Annotated in this window: 22 protein-coding genes; 9 read left to right on the top strand and 13 right to left on the bottom strand. The window is 58.4% G+C overall.

Annotated features, from left to right (window positions below):
* Positions 1 to 143 precede the first annotated feature (143 nt).
* Entirely contained in the window at positions 144 to 1,199 is a 1,056-nt protein-coding gene (locus tag AC27VJ_RS13500) for a bifunctional transcriptional activator/DNA repair enzyme AdaA (RefSeq protein WP_488684474.1), read from the top strand.
* Positions 1,200 to 1,227: 28 nt separating this feature from the next.
* On the opposite strand, the gene AC27VJ_RS13495 is transcribed toward AC27VJ_RS13500, so the two are convergent.
* The 3 genes from AC27VJ_RS13495 to odc2 all read right to left on the bottom strand — a co-directional run bounded on the left by AC27VJ_RS13495 (position 1,228) and on the right by odc2 (position 4,230).
* Positions 1,228 to 2,097 (bottom strand): protein-L-isoaspartate O-methyltransferase family protein, encoded by an 870-nt coding sequence (locus AC27VJ_RS13495; protein WP_488684473.1) that lies wholly within the window; start codon positions 2,095 to 2,097, stop codon positions 1,228 to 1,230.
* Between the two features lie 179 nt (positions 2,098 to 2,276).
* Positions 2,277 to 2,843 (bottom strand): GNAT family N-acetyltransferase, encoded by a 567-nt coding sequence (locus tag AC27VJ_RS13490; protein WP_353577832.1) that lies wholly within the window; start codon positions 2,841 to 2,843, stop codon positions 2,277 to 2,279.
* Between the two features lie 253 nt (positions 2,844 to 3,096).
* Positions 3,097 to 4,230: an ornithine/lysine decarboxylase gene (gene odc2 / locus AC27VJ_RS13485; RefSeq protein ID WP_113089345.1), complete on the bottom strand. Its 1,134-nt coding sequence runs from the start codon at positions 4,228 to 4,230 to the stop codon at positions 3,097 to 3,099.
* 540 nt (positions 4,231 to 4,770) lie between these two features.
* On the opposite strand from odc2, the gene AC27VJ_RS13480 reads away from it, so the two are divergent.
* The 4 genes from AC27VJ_RS13480 to AC27VJ_RS13465 all read left to right on the top strand — a co-directional run bounded on the left by AC27VJ_RS13480 (position 4,771) and on the right by AC27VJ_RS13465 (position 8,320).
* The gene (locus AC27VJ_RS13480; protein WP_113089344.1) at positions 4,771 to 5,664 is read left to right on the top strand and encodes a LysR family transcriptional regulator; all 894 of its coding nucleotides are present in this window, start codon (positions 4,771 to 4,773) and stop codon (positions 5,662 to 5,664) included.
* A gap of 92 nt (positions 5,665 to 5,756) precedes the next feature.
* Positions 5,757 to 6,404, top strand: coding sequence for a DUF1007 family protein (locus tag AC27VJ_RS13475; RefSeq protein WP_488684472.1), 648 nt, complete (start codon positions 5,757 to 5,759; stop codon positions 6,402 to 6,404).
* A gap of 260 nt (positions 6,405 to 6,664) precedes the next feature.
* On the top strand, positions 6,665 to 7,696 hold the full coding sequence (locus tag AC27VJ_RS13470; RefSeq protein ID WP_488684687.1) for a nickel/cobalt transporter: 1,032 nt from the start codon (positions 6,665 to 6,667) through the stop codon (positions 7,694 to 7,696).
* A 72-nt stretch (positions 7,697 to 7,768) separates the two neighbouring features.
* Positions 7,769 to 8,320, top strand: a complete 552-nt coding sequence (locus tag AC27VJ_RS13465; RefSeq protein ID WP_488684471.1) for a hypothetical protein — start codon at positions 7,769 to 7,771, stop codon at positions 8,318 to 8,320.
* Here the strand turns inward: AC27VJ_RS13465 and AC27VJ_RS13460 are convergent.
* The 8 genes from AC27VJ_RS13460 to AC27VJ_RS13425 form a co-directional block, all read right to left on the bottom strand.
* Positions 8,317 to 8,529: a hypothetical protein gene (locus AC27VJ_RS13460; RefSeq protein WP_488684470.1), complete on the bottom strand. Its 213-nt coding sequence runs from the start codon at positions 8,527 to 8,529 to the stop codon at positions 8,317 to 8,319. The genes AC27VJ_RS13465 and AC27VJ_RS13460 overlap by 4 nt on opposite strands.
* The gene (locus AC27VJ_RS13455; protein ID WP_488684469.1) at positions 8,526 to 9,209 is read right to left on the bottom strand and encodes a GNAT family N-acetyltransferase; all 684 of its coding nucleotides are present in this window, start codon (positions 9,207 to 9,209) and stop codon (positions 8,526 to 8,528) included. The genes AC27VJ_RS13460 and AC27VJ_RS13455 overlap by 4 nt, the downstream gene beginning before the upstream one ends.
* A gap of 35 nt (positions 9,210 to 9,244) precedes the next feature.
* Positions 9,245 to 10,744, bottom strand: a complete 1,500-nt coding sequence (gene lysS, locus AC27VJ_RS13450) for a lysine--tRNA ligase (RefSeq protein WP_488684686.1) — start codon at positions 10,742 to 10,744, stop codon at positions 9,245 to 9,247.
* A gap of 271 nt (positions 10,745 to 11,015) precedes the next feature.
* Entirely contained in the window at positions 11,016 to 12,473 is a 1,458-nt protein-coding gene (gltX, locus tag AC27VJ_RS13445) for a glutamate--tRNA ligase (protein WP_488684468.1), read from the bottom strand.
* Positions 12,474 to 12,667: 194 nt separating this feature from the next.
* A complete protein-coding gene (locus AC27VJ_RS13440; RefSeq protein ID WP_488684467.1) occupies positions 12,668 to 14,437 on the bottom strand; it encodes an SLC13 family permease in 1,770 nt (589 codons plus the stop codon).
* Between the two features lie 121 nt (positions 14,438 to 14,558).
* Positions 14,559 to 14,996 carry a hypothetical protein gene (locus tag AC27VJ_RS13435; protein WP_488684466.1) on the bottom strand — a complete coding sequence of 146 codons (438 nt, stop codon included), beginning with the start codon at positions 14,994 to 14,996 and terminating at the stop codon, positions 14,559 to 14,561.
* Positions 14,997 to 15,085: 89 nt separating this feature from the next.
* Positions 15,086 to 15,835: a TerC family protein gene (locus AC27VJ_RS13430; RefSeq protein ID WP_488684465.1), complete on the bottom strand. Its 750-nt coding sequence runs from the start codon at positions 15,833 to 15,835 to the stop codon at positions 15,086 to 15,088.
* A gap of 154 nt (positions 15,836 to 15,989) precedes the next feature.
* Entirely contained in the window at positions 15,990 to 16,643 is a 654-nt protein-coding gene (locus AC27VJ_RS13425; protein ID WP_488684685.1) for a TetR/AcrR family transcriptional regulator, read from the bottom strand.
* Between the two features lie 170 nt (positions 16,644 to 16,813).
* Here AC27VJ_RS13425 and AC27VJ_RS13420 point away from each other — a divergent pair, with 170 nt between their 5' ends.
* Positions 16,814 to 18,013: an HlyD family secretion protein gene (locus tag AC27VJ_RS13420; protein ID WP_353577839.1), complete on the top strand. Its 1,200-nt coding sequence runs from the start codon at positions 16,814 to 16,816 to the stop codon at positions 18,011 to 18,013.
* Between the two features lie 72 nt (positions 18,014 to 18,085).
* Positions 18,086 to 19,669 (top strand): DHA2 family efflux MFS transporter permease subunit, encoded by a 1,584-nt coding sequence (locus tag AC27VJ_RS13415; protein WP_488684464.1) that lies wholly within the window; start codon positions 18,086 to 18,088, stop codon positions 19,667 to 19,669.
* A gap of 76 nt (positions 19,670 to 19,745) precedes the next feature.
* Here the strand turns inward: AC27VJ_RS13415 and AC27VJ_RS13410 are convergent, their stop codons facing one another.
* Entirely contained in the window at positions 19,746 to 20,195 is a 450-nt protein-coding gene (locus AC27VJ_RS13410) for a HEPN domain-containing protein (RefSeq protein WP_488684463.1), read from the bottom strand.
* A complete protein-coding gene (locus tag AC27VJ_RS13405) occupies positions 20,185 to 20,544 on the bottom strand; it encodes a nucleotidyltransferase domain-containing protein (RefSeq protein WP_488684462.1) in 360 nt (119 codons plus the stop codon). Before AC27VJ_RS13405 ends, AC27VJ_RS13410 begins: the two co-directional genes overlap by 11 nt.
* A gap of 176 nt (positions 20,545 to 20,720) precedes the next feature.
* Here AC27VJ_RS13405 and AC27VJ_RS13400 point away from each other — a divergent pair, with 176 nt between their 5' ends.
* Together AC27VJ_RS13400 and xylB are read left to right on the top strand one after the other, a co-directional pair.
* Positions 20,721 to 21,746, top strand: coding sequence for a LacI family DNA-binding transcriptional regulator (locus tag AC27VJ_RS13400; RefSeq protein ID WP_488684461.1), 1,026 nt, complete (start codon positions 20,721 to 20,723; stop codon positions 21,744 to 21,746).
* Between the two features lie 24 nt (positions 21,747 to 21,770).
* The gene (gene xylB / locus AC27VJ_RS13395; protein ID WP_488684460.1) at positions 21,771 to 23,225 is read left to right on the top strand and encodes a xylulokinase; all 1,455 of its coding nucleotides are present in this window, start codon (positions 21,771 to 21,773) and stop codon (positions 23,223 to 23,225) included.

Below are 23,225 nucleotides of genomic sequence, written 5' to 3'. Positions count from 1 at the left end.
GTAAGACACACTGTTGCACGCCCGACACGGCGGATTTGACGATTGCAAATCGGTGATTTCAAAAGCCATGACCATACGGCATTTATTTCAATAGACGCCCGATTTCCGTCTGCCTTGGCGCAGGGGAGCCTGTAGAAAGAGGCATGATGTTCGCTCTGCCAGATACAACCACTCTTTACGAAGCGCTGCTCGCCCGCGACCAGTCCTATGATGGCCGCGCCTATGTCGGCGTCACCTCGACCGGCGTTTTCTGCCGCCTCACCTGCCCCGCACGAAAGCCGAAGCCGGAAAATTGCCGCTTCTTCTGCAGCGTGGCCGAATGTATGGAGGCCGGATTTCGCGCCTGCCTGAAGTGCCACCCGCTCGCCCCCGCCGCCAATGCCGACCCGGCCGTAGCAACGCTTCTGGACGCCCTCTCAAAGCAGCCCGAGCGGCGCTGGAGCGAGCAGGATGTGGAGAAAATGAACCTCGACCCCTCCACTGTCAGGCGCAGTTTCAAACGCCACTTCGGCATGACCTTTCTGGAAATGGCACGGCTGGAACGCCTGCGGCGGGGCTTCGAGACGCTTGGCGATGGCGGACGGGTGATCGATGCCCAGCAGGATGCGGGCTTCTCCTCCCCATCCGCCTTCCGCACCGCCTTTTCCCGCCTCATCGGGCAGACACCGGGACGGCTGGCGGACAATGCCCTGTTGCAGGCCCACTGGCTATTGACACCGCTTGGAACGATGATTGCAGTCGCCGACGAACGCGCGATCCATCTCCTCGAATTTACGGATCGCAAGGCACTTTCCAGCGAATTGAGAAATTTGTTCGACCTGTCCAAGGGTCAACTCGGCGTGGGCAAGCTTGACCCGCACGCGATCCTCGAAGCGCAGCTGGCCGATTATTTCTCCGGCACATCGGCGGACTTCACCGTGCCTCTGGCCCTGCATGGAAGTGACTTTTCCCGCAACGTATGGGATGTGCTACGCGCCATTCCGGCTGGCGAAATCCGCAGCTACAGCGAAATCGCACGCGCCATCGGCAGACCATCCGCAACCCGCGCCGTCGCACGCGCCAACGGCGCAAACCAGATTGCCCTCATCATCCCCTGCCACCGCGTGGTGGGCGCAGACGGCTCGCTCACCGGTTACGGCGGCGGGCTATGGCGGAAGCAGAAACTCATCGAGATCGAACGGCAGTTTGTTGGCAGATAGAACGAAACGGCTCAGTCAATGCCATCGCTTAAGCATAGGCGAGGCACCAGCCGGGAGCTCGAACCCAACATTGGTCGGATGGCACGTCGTCGGCACGATACAGCCGCGTGACCTTCCTGTATTCCCCGCTGTCAAATGCCGTCGCCAGCGCTTTTTCTGATTCAACATCACGCATCCCTTCACAGGGAAAGATCGACACGGGCGAAATCCATTTCGCGTGAAATTCCTCACCTCTGCGCGTCACGAGAAACACCGCCCCGCGACGGTGCATGTTGCTCCAATTGCTGCCGGTAAATCCAAGATCGGTCGTCAGTGGCAGGATCAACCTTCCACCATCATTGAGCTGGTCCAACCAGACATCCGCCGGTCGCGTTGCGCCAGCGTTGACATAGATCACATCGGCTGCATCGACGGCCACAGAACTGCCATCACCCTGAATGACGGAAACATTCCGACAGGAAGTAAGATTTTCGTGTGCCCGAGCAGCCAGATCCGGTTCGAACTCAATGGCCGTTACCCTGCCGGATTGGGTAACGAGCTTCGACATGATCGCAGAATAGTAACCGGCACCAGCGCCTACATGCACGATATGTTCGCCTGTTCGCGGTGCGGCCTGCGAAAGCAGGTAGGCATGAAGGGACGGTTGCCCGTTGTTGATATGGCGCTCCGGCACGATGCCAACGATGTCGTCGGTGTAAAGGTAGACCGGATCAGCCGTTGGGGTCGGAACATAGGCCTGCCGCATCCGGAAGATTGGCCACGGGCCGGGACCGAGGAAATCCTCTCGCGGAACCTCTGCAAAGGCAGCTTCGATACGCTCGTCGGCAACTCTCACAGCAGCCGTGATCTGCTTCGCATAAGCGCGCCGCACGATTTTCAATTCATCCGGTGTCATCATCAGATCAACTCCAATGAACAATGCCCTGTCGCAAAATTGCCGATCAAAGCGACCGTTTTGCGACAGGTGCGTGCGCAGAGCGCATCACCGGGATATTTTCAGCATTATAAATTGCCCGGATATCCGGGCCGGGAGGGCACGGGCATTACCCCTCACCCTGCCCCACACCCTGCATCGCCTCAGGAAAGCTTGCGCCCGTTGGCCACTAGCATTCCGGCAGCACCGTCCAGCCAGTCCTTCTTCAGTTCCAGCGCCAGAAAACGGGACCGCTCGAACGGGCCGGGCATGACGAGGTGCTGGGTGTGGCCGGCGAAGAAGCCGAAGCGCTCGTAGTAAGGCGCATCGCCAACCAGCAGGATCGCACCGTGGTTGCGCTTGGCGGCTTCTGCGATGGCGGCGCGCATCAGTGCAGAGCCGATGCCCTTGCCCTCATGGGCGCAATCGACGGCAAGCGGGCCGAGCAGCAGCGCATCGACGGCGCGGCCTTCGCGGGTCACGCCAGCCTGGACGTTCCACAGGCGCACGGTGCCGATGACATGGCCGTCCTCATCGCGGGCCACCAGGGCCAGACCTTCGGCGGGAACGCGGCCAGCGCGCAGCTTTTCAGACGATTTGCGGCGACGGCCCGGACCCATGACGCGGTCTAGCAGCGTTTCGCGGGCCACGACATCGCCCGGATTTTCAGCGTCGATATGAAATGTCTGCGGCGTGAAGAATGCACGTACAGTGTTGAGAACAGCGGCCATCCCGGCCTCCCGTTACCAAGCCGCCCACGAAAGCGGCACCCTAAAATGAAAACACGTCGCGCAAAAATCTTGAGCGCTTCTGCAATGACGACATGCGATAAACAATGAATGTGACCGTTCCGGCCCGCTTAAACGCGTCTTCCTCGGCTGGACAGAGGATGCGGCAAGCAGGGTTTGCGCCTAAGCGCTATCGGCAAAGCCGGAACGGGAGGATCTGGTCGAAAGCCGCCTGCCCCAGACAGGCGGCAATTCCTCAGATCACATAGGACTTCAGCGGCTCGAAACCGTTGAAGGCGACCGCCGAATAGGTGGTCGTGTAGGCGCCCGTTCCTTCGATCAGAACTTCGTCACCGATGCTCAGCGAAACCGGCAGCGGGTACATGTTCTTCTCATAGAGCACGTCGGCGCTGTCGCAGGTCGGACCGGCCAGAACGCAAGGCTCCATCTCGTCGCCGTCACGCTCGGTGCGGATCGGGTAGCGAATGGCTTCGTCCATGGTTTCGGCCAGACCGCCGAACTTGCCGATGTCGAGGAACACCCAGCGGTGGTTGTCGTTGTCGGACTTGCGCGAAACAAGCACGACTTCCGCCTTGATGACACCGGCATTGCCGACCATGCCGCGGCCGGGCTCGATGATGGTCTTCGGAATCTGATTGCCGAAGTGCTTGCGCAGCGCCGTGTCGATGGCATGGCCATATTCTTCGGCAGCAGGAACGTCACGCAGATATTTCGTCGGGAAGCCACCGCCCATGTTGACCATCTGCAGGTGGATGCCCTGCTTGGCCAGCGAGCCGAACACGCGCTTGGCATCGGCCAGAGCCGCATCCCATGCGTCGAGGTTCATCATCTGCGAACCCACATGGAAGGACACGCCGTAGGATTCCAGACCCAGCTGATGAGCATAGACCAGAACATCGACAGCCATCTGCGGTACGCAGCCGAACTTGCGCGACAGCGGCCATTCGGCACCTTCACCATCGGTCAGAACGCGGCAGAATACGCGGGCGCCAGGGGCTGCGCGGGCAACCTTTTCGACTTCCTCATGGCTATCCACGGCGAAGAGATCGATGCCGAGCGCAAAAGCGCGCGCAACATCGCGTTCCTTCTTGATGGTGTTGCCGTAGGAAATACGGTCGGAGGTCGCACCGGCATCGAGCGCCATCTGGATTTCAGCCACGGAGGCGCAATCGAAGTTGGAGCCGAGGCCAGCCAGCAGCTTCAGGATTTCAGGGGCCGGGTTTGCCTTGACGGCATAATAGATCGCACTGTTTGGCAGGGCGTGCCGGAACGCGTGGAAGTTATCGCGCACGACGTCGAGGTCAACCACAAGGCAGGGACCTTCTGGACGGCGGGTCTTGATGAAGTCGAGGATGCGTGCAGTCGTCATCGTTATATTCCCTCGAATGTTCCGACTCCGGAGAAATTCCGGAGGACAAAGGGCGCTCAAGATATGCAGAACGATTCAGCCGGTGGAGGCGCAGAATCATTTGCATACGCTCAAGGCGCAAATATGAACAACGCCCTGCCAGAGCATTATTCGGCTTTGTCTGCCATGGGATTGGAGGGAATATTCCCAACCGCACTTACGGCAATGATGGTGTGCCTCTTCAGTACCCCGGCTGATGGAAAGCCGGCAGAGAACCAGAAAGGCCCGCACCGTCGTTGCTTCGTATGTCCTCGCATTTTCCGGTTGGCCGGAATAGCGACTGGAGGGGTTAATTCCAGGTACCTTACCGATTTCCTCACCACATCGAGGGTCGGCGGACACACATGGGCACGTGCGACTTTGGGCAACCGGGAGATAAGAATATTCGCAGTCATAATCAAGGGAATTTTTCATCATGATGCGGATTTTTTCAGCATACTATTTTATTCTTGAACGATGAGGCTCAAGCGTTCAATTATGTGGAACAAACAGGAGACTTCGATGGACACCCTCACCCGCATCAGAGCCTTTATCGATGTTGTCGAAGCGGAAGGTTTTTCCGCCGCCGCCCGCAAGACCGGGCGCTCCAAGGCACTTTTGTCGAAATATGTGCGGGAACTTGAGGATGATCTCGGCGCGCTGCTTCTCAACCGCACCACCCGGCAGTTTTCCATGACCGAAGCGGGTCACACCTACTATCGCACCGCCTCAGACATCTTGAAGGAAATCGACAACCTCGCCGACCTCGTGCGCGAGAACAATGCGGACCTGAAAGGCAAGCTGCGGCTATCGGTGCCACGTACCTTCATCGATGCGGAAATCGGCCAGAGCCTGATTGATTTCGCCAAGGAGAACCCGGAGCTTTCGATGGAGATCGTCGCGGAGGATCGATTCGTGGACCTGATCGAAGAAAACTTCGACATGGCGATCCGCATCACAAAGCTCGAAGATTCCGGCATGATTGCCAAGAAGCTGGCCGACTTCCGGGTCTATGCGGTGGCCACACCCGACTTCGTGGATCGCCATGGCCCGCTGAATTCGCCGCAGGATCTGGGCAAGGTGCCATGCATAGTCGATACCAATTCCCGCTTCCAGAACCACATCCGCTATTTCGAACCCGGCGGCGGCACCAATTCGGTGGCGATTACCGGCCCGATAGAAGTCAACAGCCCGCAAGCCACGCTGCGCGCCGCGCGCTCCGGCCTCGGCATTGCCATCGTGCCTGACTTCATCGCCAAACCGCATATCCAGTCCGGCGAACTCGTGACCCTGTTCGACGACTATATCTCCCGCGATCGCGGCATCTACGCCGTCTATCCGCACCGTCGCTACCTGCCCGCCAAGGTGCGCAGCTTCGTGGATTATCTCGCCAACTGGTTCCGGAAGAACGCGTGATCTTGGAGCCGATCTTGAGCTAAGCCGAAATTCGGTCCCATTTGGCGCTAAAATCAGAAACCAGATTCGATAGTCGAGACAGTCAGACATCCATGAAAAACGTGATCTTCCCACTGGCTGCATGCCTGTCCGCCTGCCTTGCACCCTTTTCCGCCATGGCGCACCCTCACATCTTTGCCGAAGCCCGCATGGAAATCATCGAGGGATCGGACGGCACCATACAGGAAGTGCGCAATATCTGGCGCTTCGATGAAATGTTTTCCGCAAGCGTGGTGCTGGATTACGACAAGAACAGCGATGCCAAGCTGGACAAGGAAGAGCTGACCGAAATCGGCAATACCGTCCATGAGTCGCTCGCCGAATTTTCCTATTACACCTTCATCACCCAGAACGGCAAAGCGGTGGATTTCGGCAAGCCGGACGCCATCCATGTCGATTACAAGGACAATCAGATTCTGATGTTCTTCTCCGTCAAGCCGCAGAAGCCTTTGCCGGTCAAGGGCACGCTTACCTTCGGCGCATGGGACCCGACCATGTACACGGCCATCGACTTCGCCAAGGACACCGACATCGTGGTCAAGGGCCCGCATCTGGCTGCCTGCAAGCACAAGGTCGTGCGCCCCGACCCGGATGAGATCATCGCCCAGAACCAGAACAACCTCACCGACGCCTTCTTCAACGACCCCACCGGCACCGACATGACGAAACTGTTCGCGACACGGCTGGAGCTGACATGCTGAGGGTAATACGTGCGTTTCGCGCGCAAGTGTTCGTCAGCGCCAATGGCCACCCCCCTCTGCCCTGCCGGGCATCTCCCCCACAGGTGGGGAAATCGGCAAGAAGCGCGCGCCTCGCGTCATCCGCACCGTTTAAGATGGGCAATTGGGTTACCACGAGTCAATCTCCCTCCTTGAGGGGGAGATGCCCGGCAGGGCAGAGGGGGGTAAGCTCCGGACTCCGCGTTTCCGGGGAAGAATTTAAGAACCTTCGCTTTCTTCTCATCCTGTGCGCAGTATTTTTCCTCACCCTCTCCACCGCCCACGCCCAGTCCCCCCTCGGCATCGGCTCGGCAGAACCCTCCATCTCCATCGGCGGGCCGCTCGCCCCACTCTTCCAGTGGATCAATGTCCACCAGCAGACCTTCTACCGGGCGCTAACCGGCGCGCTGAAGGCGATGCGGGAAGATCCTTGGGCGTTGACCTCGCTGATCGGCCTGTCCTTTGCCTATGGCGTTTTCCACGCCGCAGGCCCCGGTCACGGCAAGGCGGTCATCTCGTCCTATATGATTGCCAATGAGACGCAGCTGAGACGCGGCATCGTCATTTCGTTTATTTCGGCCATACTGCAAGGCGCTGTCGCCATTGCACTTGTCGGCGCGGCCTATCTGGTGCTGCGCGGCACCTCCATCACCATGACCAAGGCCACGCAGGCCATGGAAATCGCAAGCTTTGCCATGGTGGCTCTGTTTGGCGCATGGCTGCTGTTTCGCAAGCTGCGCAGCCTGATGGTGAGGGCAGAACCGGCCCCTGCACTCGCGCTCGAAACCGCAGCCCCTGCCAGAACAGCATCATTGAGAACCGGAATGGGCAGCGGCCTTCGCTTTCAGGGCCAGCCCGTCTTTGCCGATCACGAACAGAGCGGCAGCGGTGACATCTGCAACGCCTGCGGCAAGGCCCACGCGCCAGACCCGTCGCTGCTGCAATCGCGCAATTTCAGCTTGGCAGAAGCATGGTCGGCCATCATCGCCGTCGGCCTGCGCCCCTGCTCCGGCGCCATCATTGTCATGAGCTTTTCCGTGTTGAACGGCCTGTTGGTGGGCGGCGTGCTGTCGGTGCTGGCCATGTCCATCGGCACCGCCATCACCGTTTCGGCTCTCGCCATTCTGGCCGTGAAAGCAAAAGACGTCGCCGTTCGCCTCGCCGGCTCCGGCAGCACCAAGGCATCACGCATCACCCACGGCATAGAGATCGCAGGCGCGTTGTTCGTGCTGCTAATGGGCCTTGCGTTGCTGGGTGCGTCGTTGCAGATTTGAGCGCAACTTCACTCTACCATTTGAGCGCATTAAGCCATAGGTTGTGTCCAGATTGGATATCTGGAGTGCACTGTGCCGTTTGTCAGCAGTAATTCGATAAAGCAGAGCGGCTTCATCCTTGTCGCAATTGCCTGCGCAGCGCTGGGTTTCGTTCTGGGAAGCGCATTTTTTGATGAAAGCCTTCAACCACCGTCAACTTACGGCCAACGGTGGGTTATAATAACCGCGCTTATCAGTGCCGCCTTTGTCGTTGGATTGATCTCAGAATATCTGCTCGGCATATTCACGAAGCCATCTCCCTCACCCCAGACACCACCCGTCGTCACGACGCTCCGCGCAGCTGTCGAAAGCCGTTTCAGAGGCGAGCGAACCGATGATGAGTATCAAAGGGCCGAACGAGGCGTGGCGGTCCTTATCGCCATTTGCGGAATTCTTGCCATGCTTTTCATGATCGGCATTTGGGTGATTGCGGCCATCGCAATCGTCTATTGCATGCTCACAGTCGTCGAGCTCTATATGTCATTCAAACAAGCAGGACGTAATCCCCGCGTTAAAATCGGCGGAGCACTTTCTTCCGGCTTTTTCTATGGGTTGTTTTTCGGCTATTTCCTGGGGCCGTCTTAGCGATGCCGCCGCTGATACCGTGCCCGCAGCCAGAAGATCAGGAAAAATGCCAGCACGGCAACCGCATCGAACACTGCCGCCACCCAGACCGAATAGTGGTTGGCCAGCCATAGCGTCACGGTCGGCAGGATGAAGAACAGCAGACCGAAGCCGAGGATGATGGCGATGGCGGCGATGGCGGCGGATTTGTTGGTACCGGAACCGTTCATGCCGCAAGCCCTGCGCGGATGTCTTCCAGCTTCTGCTTCTGGAGACCTTCCGGCCCGAAATTCTCAGGCGCCAGCCATGCCTCGAACGATTGTCTGATCAGCGGCCATTCGCTGTCGATCATCGAAAACCACGCCGTATCGCGGTTGGCTCCCTTGGAGATCATGTGCTGGCGAAACACGCCTTCGAACAGGAAGCCGTAACGCTTGGCAGTCGCCTTTGAAGCCTCGTTTTCATTGTGGCACTTCCACTCGTAGCGGCGATAACCGAGATCATCGAACACATGGCGCGCCATGAGATAATGTGCTTCGGTTGCCAGCGGCGAACGCTTCATCTTTGCGCCATGCGCAACAGAGCCCACTTCCACCACACCGTTCTTCGGGTCTGGCCGCATGTAGCTGGCCATGCCCACCAGATCGCCGGTGGCGTTTTCGATGAAGACCAGTGTTACCCAGCCGAAGGCGCTCTGCGCACCTTCGATCCAGTCGCCGAAAGCCTGCGAATTGAGAAAGCCATCCTGCGGGAAATATTTCAGCAGATCATTGATGCCGAGCCCGCCAAGGGCGTCCCACAGTTTTTCGAGATAGGCCGCGCGATCAAACGGCACCGCCGTCACGAACCGGCCTTCCAGCGTCACTGGCTGTGGTGCCGGGCATCCGGTGAATGTAGAAAGATCGCGCATTCCTGTCCTCATCAATGGCAAAGCCTACAAGCTGATCAATCCGCCTTCTGGCGACGGGCCGGGAAGAGAATGACGTCGCGGATGGACGGTGCGTTGGTCAAGAGCATGATCAGACGATCCACGCCGATGCCGAGGCCACCGGCGGGTGGCATGCCCTGGTCGATCGCGTCGAGGAACTCGTCGTCCAGCTGCTTGTCCTTTTCGCCGCGGGCATGAGCCTGCTCCAGCTGTTCGACCATGCGCTTGCGCTGCTCTTCCGGGTCGTTCAGCTCGGAGAACGCATTGCCCACTTCCCAGGCGTTGCAATAGCTCTCGAAACGCTCGACCAGACGCGGCTCGCCTGGCACTTCCTTGGCGAAGGGCGAAATGTCTTTCGGGAAATGCGTGACGTGGCTTGGCTGGATCAGCGTTCCCTCGACCTTTTCTTCAAAGATGAAGGCCAGGCATTCACCCCATGTCGCATCTTTTTCGACTTCGAAACCGGCGGCCTTGGCAGCAGCGCGGGCTTCCTCGTCGGTCTTGATGGCCAGGAAGTCGATGCCTGTTGCTTCCTTCACTGCATCCGGCATCGGCACGCGCTTGAACGGACCCTTGAAGGAAATCATCTTGCCCTGGAATTCAAGCTCGGTCGTGCCGTGGATGGCAATGGCGAGCGTTTCGAACAGGCGTTCCACGAGACCCATGATGTCTTCGTAGTCGGCATAGGCCCAGTAGCATTCCATCATGGTGAATTCCGGATTGTGCCGGGTGGAAACACCTTCATTGCGGAAGTTACGGTTGATTTCGAACACCTTGTCCGACAGGCCCGACACCAGAACGCGCTTCAGGAACAATTCCGGCGCGATGCGCAGATACATGTCCATTTTCAGCGTGTTGTGGAAGGTCTTGAACGGATCGGCCGTCGCGCCGCCATAGACGGTCTGCAACATCGGCGTTTCAACTTCGAGGAAAGCTTCCTCTTCCATGAAACGGCGAATGCCGGAAATGATCTTGGACCGCTGCTGGAAGCGCAGCTTGGATTCCTCGTTGGAGAGAATATCCAGGTGGCGCTTGCGATAACGGATTTCGATATCGGAAATCCCGCTCCACTTCTCCGGCATTGGCAGCAGAGACTTGGTCAGCATGGTGATTTCTTCGGCATTGATGGTCAGCTCGCCACGCTTGGTGCGACGCACCTTGCCGGTCACACCGATGATGTCACCAATATCGATCATCGGCAGCAGATCACGGGCCTCTTGCGGCGTCGTGTCCTTGTGGGAGAAAATCTGAACCTTGCCGGAGGCGTCATGGATATCCATGAACATGCCGGAATTGCGGTTGGAATAAACACGACCCGCAACGGTTACCGTATCGCCGGTTTCGACATCAGGCTCGATGTCGGCATATTTTTCCGCCAGCTCGGCATTGGTCAGCGTGCGGTGAAAATGGGCGGGATAGACATCGCCAACCTTCTCGCGCAGCATCGCCAGTTTCTGGCGGCGTACTTCGGTTACGTCGGAGGAAAGGGCGGTCGTTTCGGGTGTCTTGTCGGTCATCATCGGGGCCTTTTTCGGGCTGTGTTGTTCTGTTTGGTGCGGTCGTCTTTGCCTGCGCGCCCACACTCTCCGCATCGTTATCTTGGGCTATTCGCCCACCGTCGTCATCCTTGGGCCTCTCGGTCGTCATCCTCGGGCTTGACCTGAGGATCTAACCACCGTGCGGCTTTCTCAAGGTCGATGCCTGAGCACCCGGCGTAGATCCTCGGGTCAAGCCCGAGGATGACGACCGTGGGGGTGGGCGGAGCCAAATGGAAACCGCCCGTCGCCTTTAGCTTCCAGCGCCAACCATTGTTGCCGCAACCGCAATCGCCACCTTCAACCGCTGGCGCACCACAGAACGGCCCAGCACCGCCATGCTGTCAAACAGCGGCAGCGAACGCGACGAACCGGACATCGCAACAAACAGCGGCGGCGTCACCACGCGCAGCTTTTTGCCGGTCCGCTCAGCCACATCGCGCAATTCCGCTTCGATAGATTCCAGCGTCCAGTCTGGCATTTTTTCCAGATCAGCGGCAACCGTGGTCAGGATTTCGTGGATTTCTTCCGGCTTGCTCTTCAGGCCAGCGAAAGAAGCAGGTGTCAGGCCGACATCGCTCGACAGCAGGAAGCCAGCAAGGTTCGGCAGATCGCCCAGCTTGGAAATGCGGCTCTGCGAAAGCTTCAGGCCTTCGGTCAGGCGTGCATTTTCCATCGCCCATTCCAGCGTCCGCGCAATGAACTCTTCCGGTGTCAGCTTTTCACGCAGCCAGCGACCGTTCAGCCAATCCAGCTTCTGAATGTCGAAGATCGCACCGGCCTTGGACAAAGCTTCCGGGTCGAACTTGCCCGCCAGCTCGTCCATGGTCAAAAGCTCTTCGCCTTCGCCGATCTGGATGAAGAACAGGCCGAGGAAGTTCATCAGCGCTTCCGGCAGATAGCCGAGGGCGGAGTAGTACGAGATAGAGGTCGGGTTCTTGCGTTTCGACAGCTTGGATTTGTCGGCATTGCGCATCAAGGAAAGATGCATGAATGTCGGCTGGTCCCAACCGAAATAACGGTACAGCAGAATGTGCTTCGGCACCGATGCCAGCCATTCTTCGCCGCGCGCCACATGGGTGATCTTCATCAGATGGTCGTCGATGACGTTCGCCATGTGATAGGTCGGCATGCCATCGGCCTTCATCAGAACCTGCATATCGACGCTATCCCAAGGGATCGAAACATCGCCGTAGACGCCATCGGTGAAATCGCAGGAGCCTTCGGTCGGGATTTTCATCCGCACGACGGTGGCTTCGCCAGCCGCCATGCGAGACGTAACTTCTTCGGCCTTCAGATGCAGGCACAGACCATCATATTTCGGTGGCTTGCCAGCGGCGCGCTGCGCCTCGCGCATTTCCGTCAGGCGCTCGGCCGTGCAGAAACAGCGGAAGGCATGGCCTTTTTCCAGCAGCTCGTCGGCGAAAGGCTGGTACATGTCCTTGCGGTCGGACTGACGGTAAGGGCCGTAAGGGCCGCCCACGTCAGGACCTTCAGACCATGTCAGCCCGGTCCATTTCAGCGCTTCCAGCACCTTGTCTTCATATTCGCGCGTGGAGCGCGTGGCATCGGTATCTTCGATGCGCAGAATGAATTCCCCACCGTGTTTTTTGGCAAACAGGTAGTTGAAAAGCGCGATGTAAGCTGTGCCGACATGCGGCTCGCCGGTGGGGGAAGGTGCAATACGGACGCGGACGCCGGAAGTGGTCATTGAATTCACTCGTGCTGACGCAGCGTGATACGCGGCAAGCCACGTGTCACTGATGTGTTGTTGAATGCATGGAAAAAGCGGAAATACGGCTGAAGACGCTGCCATCCCACAGTTTCCTGTTGTGATGGCTTAGGCCACATTCAGCCGCATGCGTCAAGAAAATTAGGTTGTTTTGGCCTGCCCTAGACTGGTCTTTAGACTGGCCAGACATAGAGCAGCATGGGAATGGAAACGATGACGATCATGATCGACAGCGGAGCCCCAAGGCGCGGATAGTCGCTGAACTTATAACCGCCCGGTCCCATCACAAGCGTGTTGCATTGGTGGCCGATGGGGGTGAGGAAGTCGCAGCCAGCGCCGATGGCAACCGCCATCAGGAAGGCTTCGGGGCGAAAACCCAGCGTCGTTGCAAAACCTGCCGCAATCGGCCCCATGACCAGCACGGTTGCGGCGTTGTTGAGGAACGGCGTGACGGCCATGGCCGTCAGCAGGATCATGCCGAGTGCTGCGAAGGGCGGCAGGCCCTGCGCGGCATGGCCAAGCCATCCTGCAATCAGGTCGCTGGCGCCGGATGACCGAAGGGAATCGCTGACGGGAATGAGAGCCGCCAGCATGACAAGGATCGGCCCGTCGATGGATTTATAGACCTCCGTCAGTGGTATGGCGCCGACGAGGATCATCAAAAAAGCGGCAGCGAAGAAGGATACCGCCACCGGCGCAATACCGGTTGCCGCCGCCAGCATGGCCGCTGCCAGAATGATGACGGGAATGAAGGCGCGCCGCTGCACGCCCAGAAGAATTTCACGCTGCGCCAGGGGCAGAAGCGAAAACTCGCGCAGCACCATCGGCAGAGTCTTGCGCGATCCCTGCAACACGATCACATCGCCCGCTTTCAGCGTCAGGTCGCTCAACCGCTCATTGACGCGATGGCCGCGTCGACTTACCGCGATGAGGTTGACGCCGCGCGTGTAGGACAGCGCCAGTTCGCGGGCCGACAATCCGCTCAAAAGGGATTCGTTGCTGATCACGGCTTCCATGGCGATGAGATCGACGGTTTTCTGGCCGTTTTCGGTAATCGGTTTGCCGGAGAGTGTCAGCTTGGCATTGGAAACGATGCGGTCAAGACCTTCGGACGTCCCCTCCAGAAGAATGGTGTCGCCTGCTTTCAGCGTCACATCGGGAAAGGGCGAAACACGCCGGTGGCCGCGAATGATGGTATTGGCAATCACGTCACCATCGGCCTGCTTGAGCAGATCGCCCAGCGTCTTGCCGATCATCAGGCTCTCCGCAGGCAGCGTGGCTTCCGCGGCATAGCTCGCCTCTTCCATGATATCCTCGACAGAGGTGCCATCCTTGGCGCGGGCCGGAAGCAGCTTGTAGCCGAAGGTCAGGAAGGCGATGCCAACCACGGCCAGCGTTGCGCCCACCGGCGTGAAATCGAACATGGAAAAGCTCTGCCCGGTCATTTCCTCGCGAAGGCGCGACACCACGATGTTGGGCGAGGTGCCGATCTGCGTCATCAGCCCGCCCAGCAAAGCGGCAAACGCCATGGGCATCAGGTAATAGGAAACAGGGCTGCCGGATTTGCGGGCGAACTGGAAAGCAACCGGGATCATGATTGCCAGCGCACCAATATTCTTGATGAAGGCCGACATCACGGCGACCACGATCATCAGAAAGGCCAGTTGCAGGTGTTTGGAGCGCATTTCCGGGAAGTATTTCTTGATCGTCGTATCGACGATGCCGGACCGCGCCACCGAGGTGCTGACGATCAGCGCACTGGCAACGATGATGACGATATCATCCGAGAAACCGGAAAATGCCTTGTCGAACGGAACGACGCCGAGCGCCACTGCAATCAACAGCGCGCTGCATGCCACCACGTCGTATCGGAACTTGTCGATGATGAATGCGACCATCATTCCGGCGATCACGCTAAAGGCTAGGATCTGCTCGATGGTCATGTGGCGGATTTACTTTCGGAAGCGGAAAACGAAAAGCCTGTCTTCCCTTGCATGATGTGAGATCAAGAACGCAAGACCTCGTCGCCAGTTCCTGCTCGGCGGGGATGTTTTATTCTCGACGTCATCTTTTGGTTTTTGCAGCATTTTCAACGAAGAAGCCATCGAGCAAAACGGTGGCCTGTTCCGAAATCCCGACGATCTTGTTGGTCGCCTGCCGATAGAGTTTGAAATTCAGTTCCGTCTCCGGCTTGCCATCGTCCCAATCGTTGAACGGCCTGAGTTGCGCGCGGCCCAGAGGCTGCGTCGCCCTTGCCGTGCACCTCACGGTGATGCTCACGCGCGGTGTCTGCCGGTCAACGCCAGGCCGCTTGGCAACGGGTTCTGCACTCTCAACGATGCCCTTGGCGACCAGCCCATGACCGCCTTCGTTCTCGCTCGCGAACAGAAACACCGTGTCGCCTTTGGCAATATGCTTGCCGCCATACATGGTTTTCTGCGCCGGGAATGTGAATGTCTTCGCGCTCGAGTCTGGTATGTCCGTCTTGATGACAAAGGCCATGCGTCACCTCCGCAGTCACTCTATCACCGTGAATGCAAAAAGGCCCGCATGACACGGGCCTTTCATAGTCTCAGATTGGCTCAGCGCACTTAATGCACTGTGCCCTTTTTCTTCTTCCGCGCATTTCGCGACACCATGTTCAGCACTTCCACCAAAGCCGAGAATGCCATGGCGGCATAGACGTAGCCCTTTGGAACATGGAAGCCCATGCCTTCGGCAATCAGCGTCGTACCGATCATCAGCAGGAAGGCCAGCGCCAGCATGACGATGGTCGGGTTCTTCTCGATGAAGTTGGCCAGCGGCGTTGCAGCCAAAAGCATGACGGTGACGGCAAAGACAACAGCCACGACCATGATCGGCACGTGCGGGGTCATGCCGACTGCGGTGATGATGCTGTCCACGGAGAAGACGAGGTCGAGCAGCAGGATCTGGACGATGGCAGCCGAGAAGCTGGTGATGGCAGCGCCGCCGACCATGTCTTCCTTGTGGTCTTCAGGATCGACATTGTGGTGGATTTCCTTGGTGGCCTTCCACACGAGGAACAGGCCGCCGACGATCAGGATGATGTCCTTCCAGGAGAAGCCCTGGCCGAAGAGTTCGAACACGGGTTCGGTGAGCTGAACGATCCAGGCAACGGTGCCGAGCAAGCCAAGACGCATGACCAGCGCCAGACCGATACCGATCTTGCGGGCCTTCTCGCGCTGGTTTTCAGGCAGCTTGTTGGTCAGGATGGAGATGAAAATCAGGTTGTCGATGCCAAGCACGACCTCCATGACGATAAGTGTGACGAGCGCCACCCATGCGGCGGGGTCTGTCAATAGAGGGACAATGGAGTCCATCGGGCCTGTTTTCCTTTTCAGCTATCCGGCTTCGACAATTCGAAACAAAGTAGATTTATATTCGAATGCGCGAGAAACAAGCGTGTGACAATTCTGTTTCGCTTTATTTCCTCGAAATTACGCGCATTGCGAGAAACCCGGATGCTGAATGGCTTCAGGAGGTCTTGGTTCCGTAAGCCGCCATAAAAACGTCGATGGCGCTGGAAAGGACACGGTTGGCTTCTTCGGGCGGCGCTTCGCCCTGCAATTCCCCGAAAAGCCGCATTTTAAAGAATGTTCCGGTCGCGAGCTCTATGAACTGGCGCGCTGCAAGGTCTACATCATCGGTCACGAGCGTGCCCTGATCGACATGATGCTGCAGAAAATCGCGCAGCACCACACGCACATTATTCGGTGCCGCCACGAAGAATCGTTGTGAAAGCTTCGGCATGCGGTCGATCACGCCAAGCACGGAGCGCATGGCAGGTATCATGTCAGTGCATGTCACTTTGTGAATAAACGCGTCGCCAAACTGCCAAAGCCCATCGCGCACCTCTTCGGTGCCAGCCAGAATATCGCGCATGGAATGGGCAAACTCCGCCCGGTGCCTGTCGATCAGGGCGGCGAAAAGTTCGTCCTTGTTCTGGAAGTAGACGTAAATTGTGCCTTTGGAAACAGAGGCTTCGCGGGTAATATCGTTCATGCTGGCGGCATCGAAGCCCTTTTGCTTGAACACCCGCCATGCACCGTCCAGAATCTGCTCGCGCTTGGCCGGGTCTTCGCCCGCAGCAAAGCGTCCCGCAGGGGAAGCGGGACAGATGTGCTCCATGGTCTTATCTTCGGTCACGCGTCGATCCGCCAATCGGTTTTAGATTCGATTCAATATATCGAACCAATCGGTTCGATGTCACTTGATATGTGATAGAAAAAAGATTAAGTCAATCGAACCGAACGGTTCAGTTCGAAGTTATCTCTTTTTTCACAGTAAGTGGTGTTACCATGTCGGCCCAGAAAAGCGGTGCAGTCCGCGCAGTGAATTCGCCAGATGAAACCGAAGCCCGGGCTGACGAGGCAAAGCCAGCAGAGGCCCAGCAGCCTGCTGCGCCCGCTCAGCCCGCCGCGCCTGAAAAGAAGAAGGGCAGATCTTTCGTCTTGCCCGTGGTGGCCGTTGCACTTTTGGCCGCCGGTGGCTGGTATGGCTATCAATACTGGACGGACGGCCGCTTCCTCATTTCCACTGACGATGCCTATGTGCAGGGTGACATTGCCGTCATCGCGCCCAAGGTTTCCGGCTACGTCGCAAAGGTCGATGTCGTCGCCAACCAGGAAGTGAAGGCAGGCGACACGCTGGTCACGCTGGATGATGGCGATTATCGCAATGCTCTGGAGCAGGCTGAAGCCCAGCTTCAGACACAACAGCTTTCGCTCAACCGTATCGATGCGCAAATCGCCGGGGCCGAAGCATCTCTTGCGCAAGCCGTTGCCCAGAAGGGTTCTCTGGATGCCGCCCTGCGCGGCGCAGACATCAATCTGAAGCGCGCCAGCGAACTCCAGTCCAAGGCTGTCGGCACCGTCGCATCGACGGACAATGCCCAGATCGCCATGGAACAGGCCAAGGCCAATCTGGTTGCCGGTGAAGCCAGCGTCGTATCCGCGCAGGCCAATATCGACCTTCTCAGAGCCCAGCGCAAGGAAGCCGAAGGCTCGGTCAAGTCGCTGGAAATTTCCCGCGACAAGGCAGCCCGCGACCTGTCCTTCACCGTTCTGCGCGCTCCTTATGATGGCGTCATCGGCAATCTCGCCGTCCAGACGGGTGATCTCGTCTCCGTCGGCAAGCGCCTTGCATCGCTGGTTCCGATGGATGATCTCTATATCGACGCCAACTTCAAGGAAACGCAGCTCGCCAAGATCGAGCCCGGCTCCAAGGTGCGCGTCCATGTCGACGCCTTCGGTGACCACGACATTCAAGCCACGGTTCAGTCGATTTCGCCAGCCTCCGGCTCGGTCTTCTCGCTGCTGCCACCGGAAAATGCCACAGGCAACTTCACCAAGGTCATTCAGCGCGTGCCGGTTCGCATCGTCTTCTCCAAGGAAGATCTGGCCAAGCACAAGCTGCGCGCTGGTCTGAGCGTGGTTGTCGATGTCGATACCCGCACAGCACCTGACAATAGCCAAACGGCGCAGGCCCAGTCGAAGTAACGTTGTTTTCACGCAGTTCCGCAGCCAAAGCCGTATCACGCTTTTGCCGGAACTGCTCTAAGGACCAAGATCATGGCGGCAACAGCCAATATGGCGGGCGGCAACGCCGCGGCGGTCGATCCCCCGATGGATCGCAGACGCCTCATCGCATTCTTCGCGATGGTGTTCGGCATGTTCATGTCGATCCTCGATATCCAGATCGTGTCGGCATCCCTTGCGGAAATTCAGGCCGGTCTGGGTGCCGGGTCCGATGAAATCGCCTGGGTACAGACCTCTTATCTGATTGCGGAAGTCATCATGATTCCGCTGTCGGGAACGCTGGCGCGTATCCTGTCGACGCGGGTGCTGTTTGCCACCTGCGCCGCTGGCTTCACCATTTCCAGCGCCCTGTGTGCGACCGCGACGAACATCGACCAGATGATCGTCTATCGTTGCATTCAGGGCTTCATAGGCGGCGGCATGATCCCATCCGTCTTTGCCGCCGCCTTCACCATTTTCCCACCCTCCAAGCGCTCGGTGGTGTCGCCCATCATCGGTCTTGTGGCGACGCTGGCACCCACCATCGGCCCAACGGTCGGTGGGTATCTTTCCAATGCCTTCTCCTGGCACTGGCTGTTCCTCGTCAACATCATCCCCGGCATCATCGTCACTTTGGTGACGTGGAATTTCATCGATTTCGACAAGCCGGAGCTTTCGCTGTGGAAGAGGTTCGACTGGTGGGGCCTGCTGTCAATGGGCGTATTCCTGGGCTCGATGGAATATATCCTGGAAGAGGGTAACAACAACGATTGGTTCAACGACACCAATATCGTCATCGGCGCAGTTGCGATGACCATTGGCGGTGTCGTGTTCTTCTGGCGTGCCTTCAAGGTGGATTTCCCGGTGGTGGATCTGAAGGCCTTTGCCGACCGAAACTTTTCCATCGGCTCGCTGTTTTCCTTCGTCATGGGCATCGGTCTTTACGGGTTGACCTACATGTACCCGCTCTATCTGGGGCGCATTCGCGGTTACGATGCGCTGATGATCGGCGAAACCATGTTCGTTTCGGGCATGGCCATGTTCTTTACCGCGCCGATTGCGGGCAAGCTCTCCACCAAACTCGATCCCCGCTTCATGATGGCCGTCGGTTTCATCAGTTTCGGTTCGGGAACGTGGATCATGACCCACGTCACCGCAGACTGGGATTTCTACGAGCTGCTGATCCCGCAAATCCTGCGCGGATTCGGGCTGATGATGTGCATGGTGCCGATCAACAACATCGCACTCGGCACCCTGCCGCCCGCCCGCATGAAGAATGCGTCCGGCCTCTTCAACCTCACCCGTAACCTCGGTGGCGCGGTTGGTCTTGCGGTCATCAACACCATGCTCAGCCAGCGCACGGACGACCACTATTTCCGCATTGCCGAACATGTAAATTTCAGCAACCCGGCAGCACTGGAATGGCTGAACAGCGTCGGCGCCAACTATGATTCCTATGGCATGGACGGTACCTCCGTCGCCGTCAAGAAACTCGTCGGCGTTGTCTCACAACAGGCTTGGCTTCAGGCCTTTGCCGATGTGTTCCTGGCACTGACCATCCTGTTCAGCGGCCTGATCCTGCTTACCCTGCTGATCAACAAACCCAAAGCCGTCCCACCCCCGGACGCTGGCCACTAAGTTCAAAAAGTTCCACCGCAGCGCTGAAGGGTCGCCAGAAATGGCGGCCCTTTGTTTTGATAGCGTCCCAACAGACTTACTTTCGAGGTGCAGCAGATATCGTAGCGGGAACTTTATCGGAGTCAGCGAGCATGACACCGAAGTGGACGGCAACCTCGGCCAATATTTCTCCGACAGCTTTCATGGCGAAATCGAGATCATCCTTTTCCGCTCTCGCAGGCATACGGCCGGCATCCTTGGGATAGCGGTAAGTCGTGGCATAGATGGTCAGAAAGGTCAGTGACCGAAATCTCTCTTTGAAAGGATTTTCGTCCGGCAAAAGATCGCGCAGAACATCGAGACGATGGGAGTCGCGTCTTTCCGCCCTGATGCCTTCCGACGTCAACAGCGACAAGAGAATTTTCTCCACTGCCTGCTGGGCATGGTAGGCATCGTTTCTGTTCTGTTTGGCAGCCAGCATTTCCGCTGCCTCCAGGTCTGCATGAGCCAAACGCAGGGCATTCGCGATATGCAGTTCAGCCGACACGGAGCACAATTCCGTCGTCAACAATGTGGCTTGCTGCAGAGTTCGCAACGGCCAGATCCGATTGGAAGTCTGACACGCGCACGCAGGATAGGTCCGCGTAAACGCCTGACCCTTCCTGGACGCGCCATCCGAACATCGGTGAAAAAAGGTTTTCGGACGCTTCATCAGACACGATGATCTTCAGGTCCCAATCGCTTTGCGCAGTCGCCTCGCCCCTCGCCTGGCTGCCGTAGAGAACGACGTCGATGGGATCGTAGGCGTCCTGAATACGCGCAAGCAACGTTTTCAGTTCGGGAAATTTTTCGGAGGAGATAATACGTCCACCAAAATTTTGTGCCACGATGCTCACAGCATCTACTCCGTTTAAAGTCACAATAATCCCATAAACGATCTGCTCGTTTTTTTCTATAGTTTCATTGCCGGTTGCTGAGGAACGATTGTATAAAATCGATTTTGAGGTACGTACGTCATTTTCTGATTTACGTACCTCAAAAACTTCTTTATGGAATCCTCCCGGGAGGAAGCATGAAGCCGACAGTTCACGATATTGCCTCGAAAGCGGGCGTCAGCCTTGCCACAGTTGACCGGGTGATCAACCTGCGTCCTGGGGTGCATGCTGTCACCCGTGCCAAGGTCGAGGCGGCGATTTTGGAGCTGGGCTATGTGCGCGATATGGCGGCTGCCAATCTGGCCAAGGGCCGCAGCTATGCGCTGGTCTTCATTCTGCCCAACAACGACAATTCCTTTATGGCCGGTCTTCGCGCCGAGGTGCGGGCCGCTGCCTCGCGCTCCTATCTGGAGCGCACTTCCATCCGCATCATCGAAGTACCGCCTTTCGATGCGGCGGCACTTGCGCAGGCGCTGGATGTGGCGCGGCAGGAAAAGCCCTCGGGCGTCGCCTTCGTCGCCATCGATGCCGAGGATGTGGTGGAAGCGGCGGATCGGCTGGCCGATAGCGGCATTGCCGCCGTTACTCTCGTCTCCGATATCACCGGCTCCCGGCGCGACCACTTTGCGGGCGTCGATAACGTCGCCGCCGGGCGAACCGCTGCCAGCCTGATGGGCCGGTTTCTGCCGGAAAAAGGCGGTGATGTCGCGGTTCTGGCAGGCTCCATGCTGGTCAAGGACCACCGTGAGCGGCTGGCCGGGTTCCGCTCCGTGATAGACGAGGAATTCCCCGATCTTCGCCTTCTGCCGGTTCTAGAAGGACGTGACGACCCTGAAACTGTGGAGCAGCTGGTTTCGGAATGCCTCAACGCCAATCCTGATCTTCTCGGCCTCTACAGTCTGGGCGCCGGTAATCGCGGTCTCATCAAGGCGCTGAAATCATCGCGCCAGCCGTCCTCGCCGTGCGTCATCGCCCACGAACTGACCGAAAACACCGCCAACGGATTGGCCGAGGGCGTGCTGGATGCGGTGCTGAACCAGGATGCGGGCCATGAAGTGCGCAGCGCCATCCGCGTCCTCAAAGCTCGTGCCGATGGTCTTGCCGTCATCGAAGCGCAGGAGCGCATCCGTATCGACATATTCTTGCGGGATAATCTCCCCTGACACTGACATAGCACTGGAGGAAACATGTATCTCGGTCTCGATTTGGGAACATCCGGCGTCAAGGCGCTGCTGATTGATGGTGATCAAAACGTCATCGGTTCGGCCAATGGCGCGCTGGACGTTTCGCGCCTGCACCACGGCTGGTCGGAACAGGACCCGTCACACTGGATCAAAGCAACGGAAACGGCGATTGCTGGTCTGAAGGCGAAGCACCCTCAGGAATTGGCTGCCGTCAAAGGTATCGGCCTTTCCGGTCACATGCACGGCGCAACGCTGGTGGATGCGGCGGGCGATGTGCTGCGCCCCTGCATTCTGTGGAACGACACCCGTTCTTATGCAGAAGCGGCAAAGCTGGACGCCGACCCGCGCTTCCGCAAGATCACCGGCAACATCGTGTTTCCGGGTTTCACTGCACCGAAGCTGGTGTGGGTCGCCAACAACGAGCCGGAGATTTTCGCCAAGGTCGCCAAGGTCCTGCTTCCGAAAGATTATCTGCGCCTTTGGCTGACGGGGGAATACATCTCGGAAATGTCCGACTCCGCAGGCACCTCGTGGCTCGATACCGGCGCGCGCAAGTGGTCATCCGAGCTGCTGGAGGCCACCGGCCTGACGGAAGGACATATGCCATCGCTTGTCGAAGGCACGGAAGAGGCCGGAACGCTGCGCTCTGAACTCGCCTCCGCCTGGGGCATTTCGGGCAAGGTCGTGGTCGCCGGTGGCGCGGGTGACAATGCCGCGTCCGCCTGTGGCATGGGCACGGTGTCGGAAGGCCATGCCTTCGTTTCGTTGGGCACATCAGGCGTGTTGTTTGCTGCCAACGCCTCCTATCTGCCAAAGCCCGAAAGCGCCGTCCACGCCTTCTGCCACGCTTTGCCCAACACCTGGCACCAGATGGGCGTCATTCTCTCGGCCACCGACGCGCTGAACTGGTATTCCGGCATTACCGGCAAATCCGCAGCCGACCTCTCGACAGAACTGGGCGACGAACTGAAGGCCCCGACCGGCGTCACCTTCGCGCCTTACCTCTCGGGCGAACGCACCCCACACAATGACGCGGCCATTCGCGGCTCCTTCATTGGCCTGTCACACGAAAGCGACCGCAAGGCGCTGACACAGGCCGTGATGGAAGGCGTGACCTTCGCCATCAGAGACAATCTCGAAGCGCTCAAATCCGCAGGCACCTCGATCGACCGCGTCACCGCCATCGGCGGCGGCTCGCGCTCGCGCTACTGGCTGGCCTCCATCGCCACATCACTCGGTGTCCCCGTCGATATTCCGGCGGAAGGCGACTTCGGCGCGGCGTTTGGCGCAGCGCGTCTGGGGTTGATTGCGGCAACGGGGGCAGACCCGGTTGCTGTGTGCTCGCAGCCGGAAACGGAGGAGACGATCGAGCCGGTGGCAGCGCTGGGGGATGCCTATGAGGAGGCTTATGGGCGCTATCGGGCGCTTTATCCGGCGATTAGAGGTTTGTCGCATTGA

Source organism: Agrobacterium sp. 20P9.1.2, from assembly GCF_057799395.1.
The sequence above is the reverse complement of the archived record's forward strand: the minus strand, read 5'-3'. Positions and strand labels throughout refer to the sequence as shown.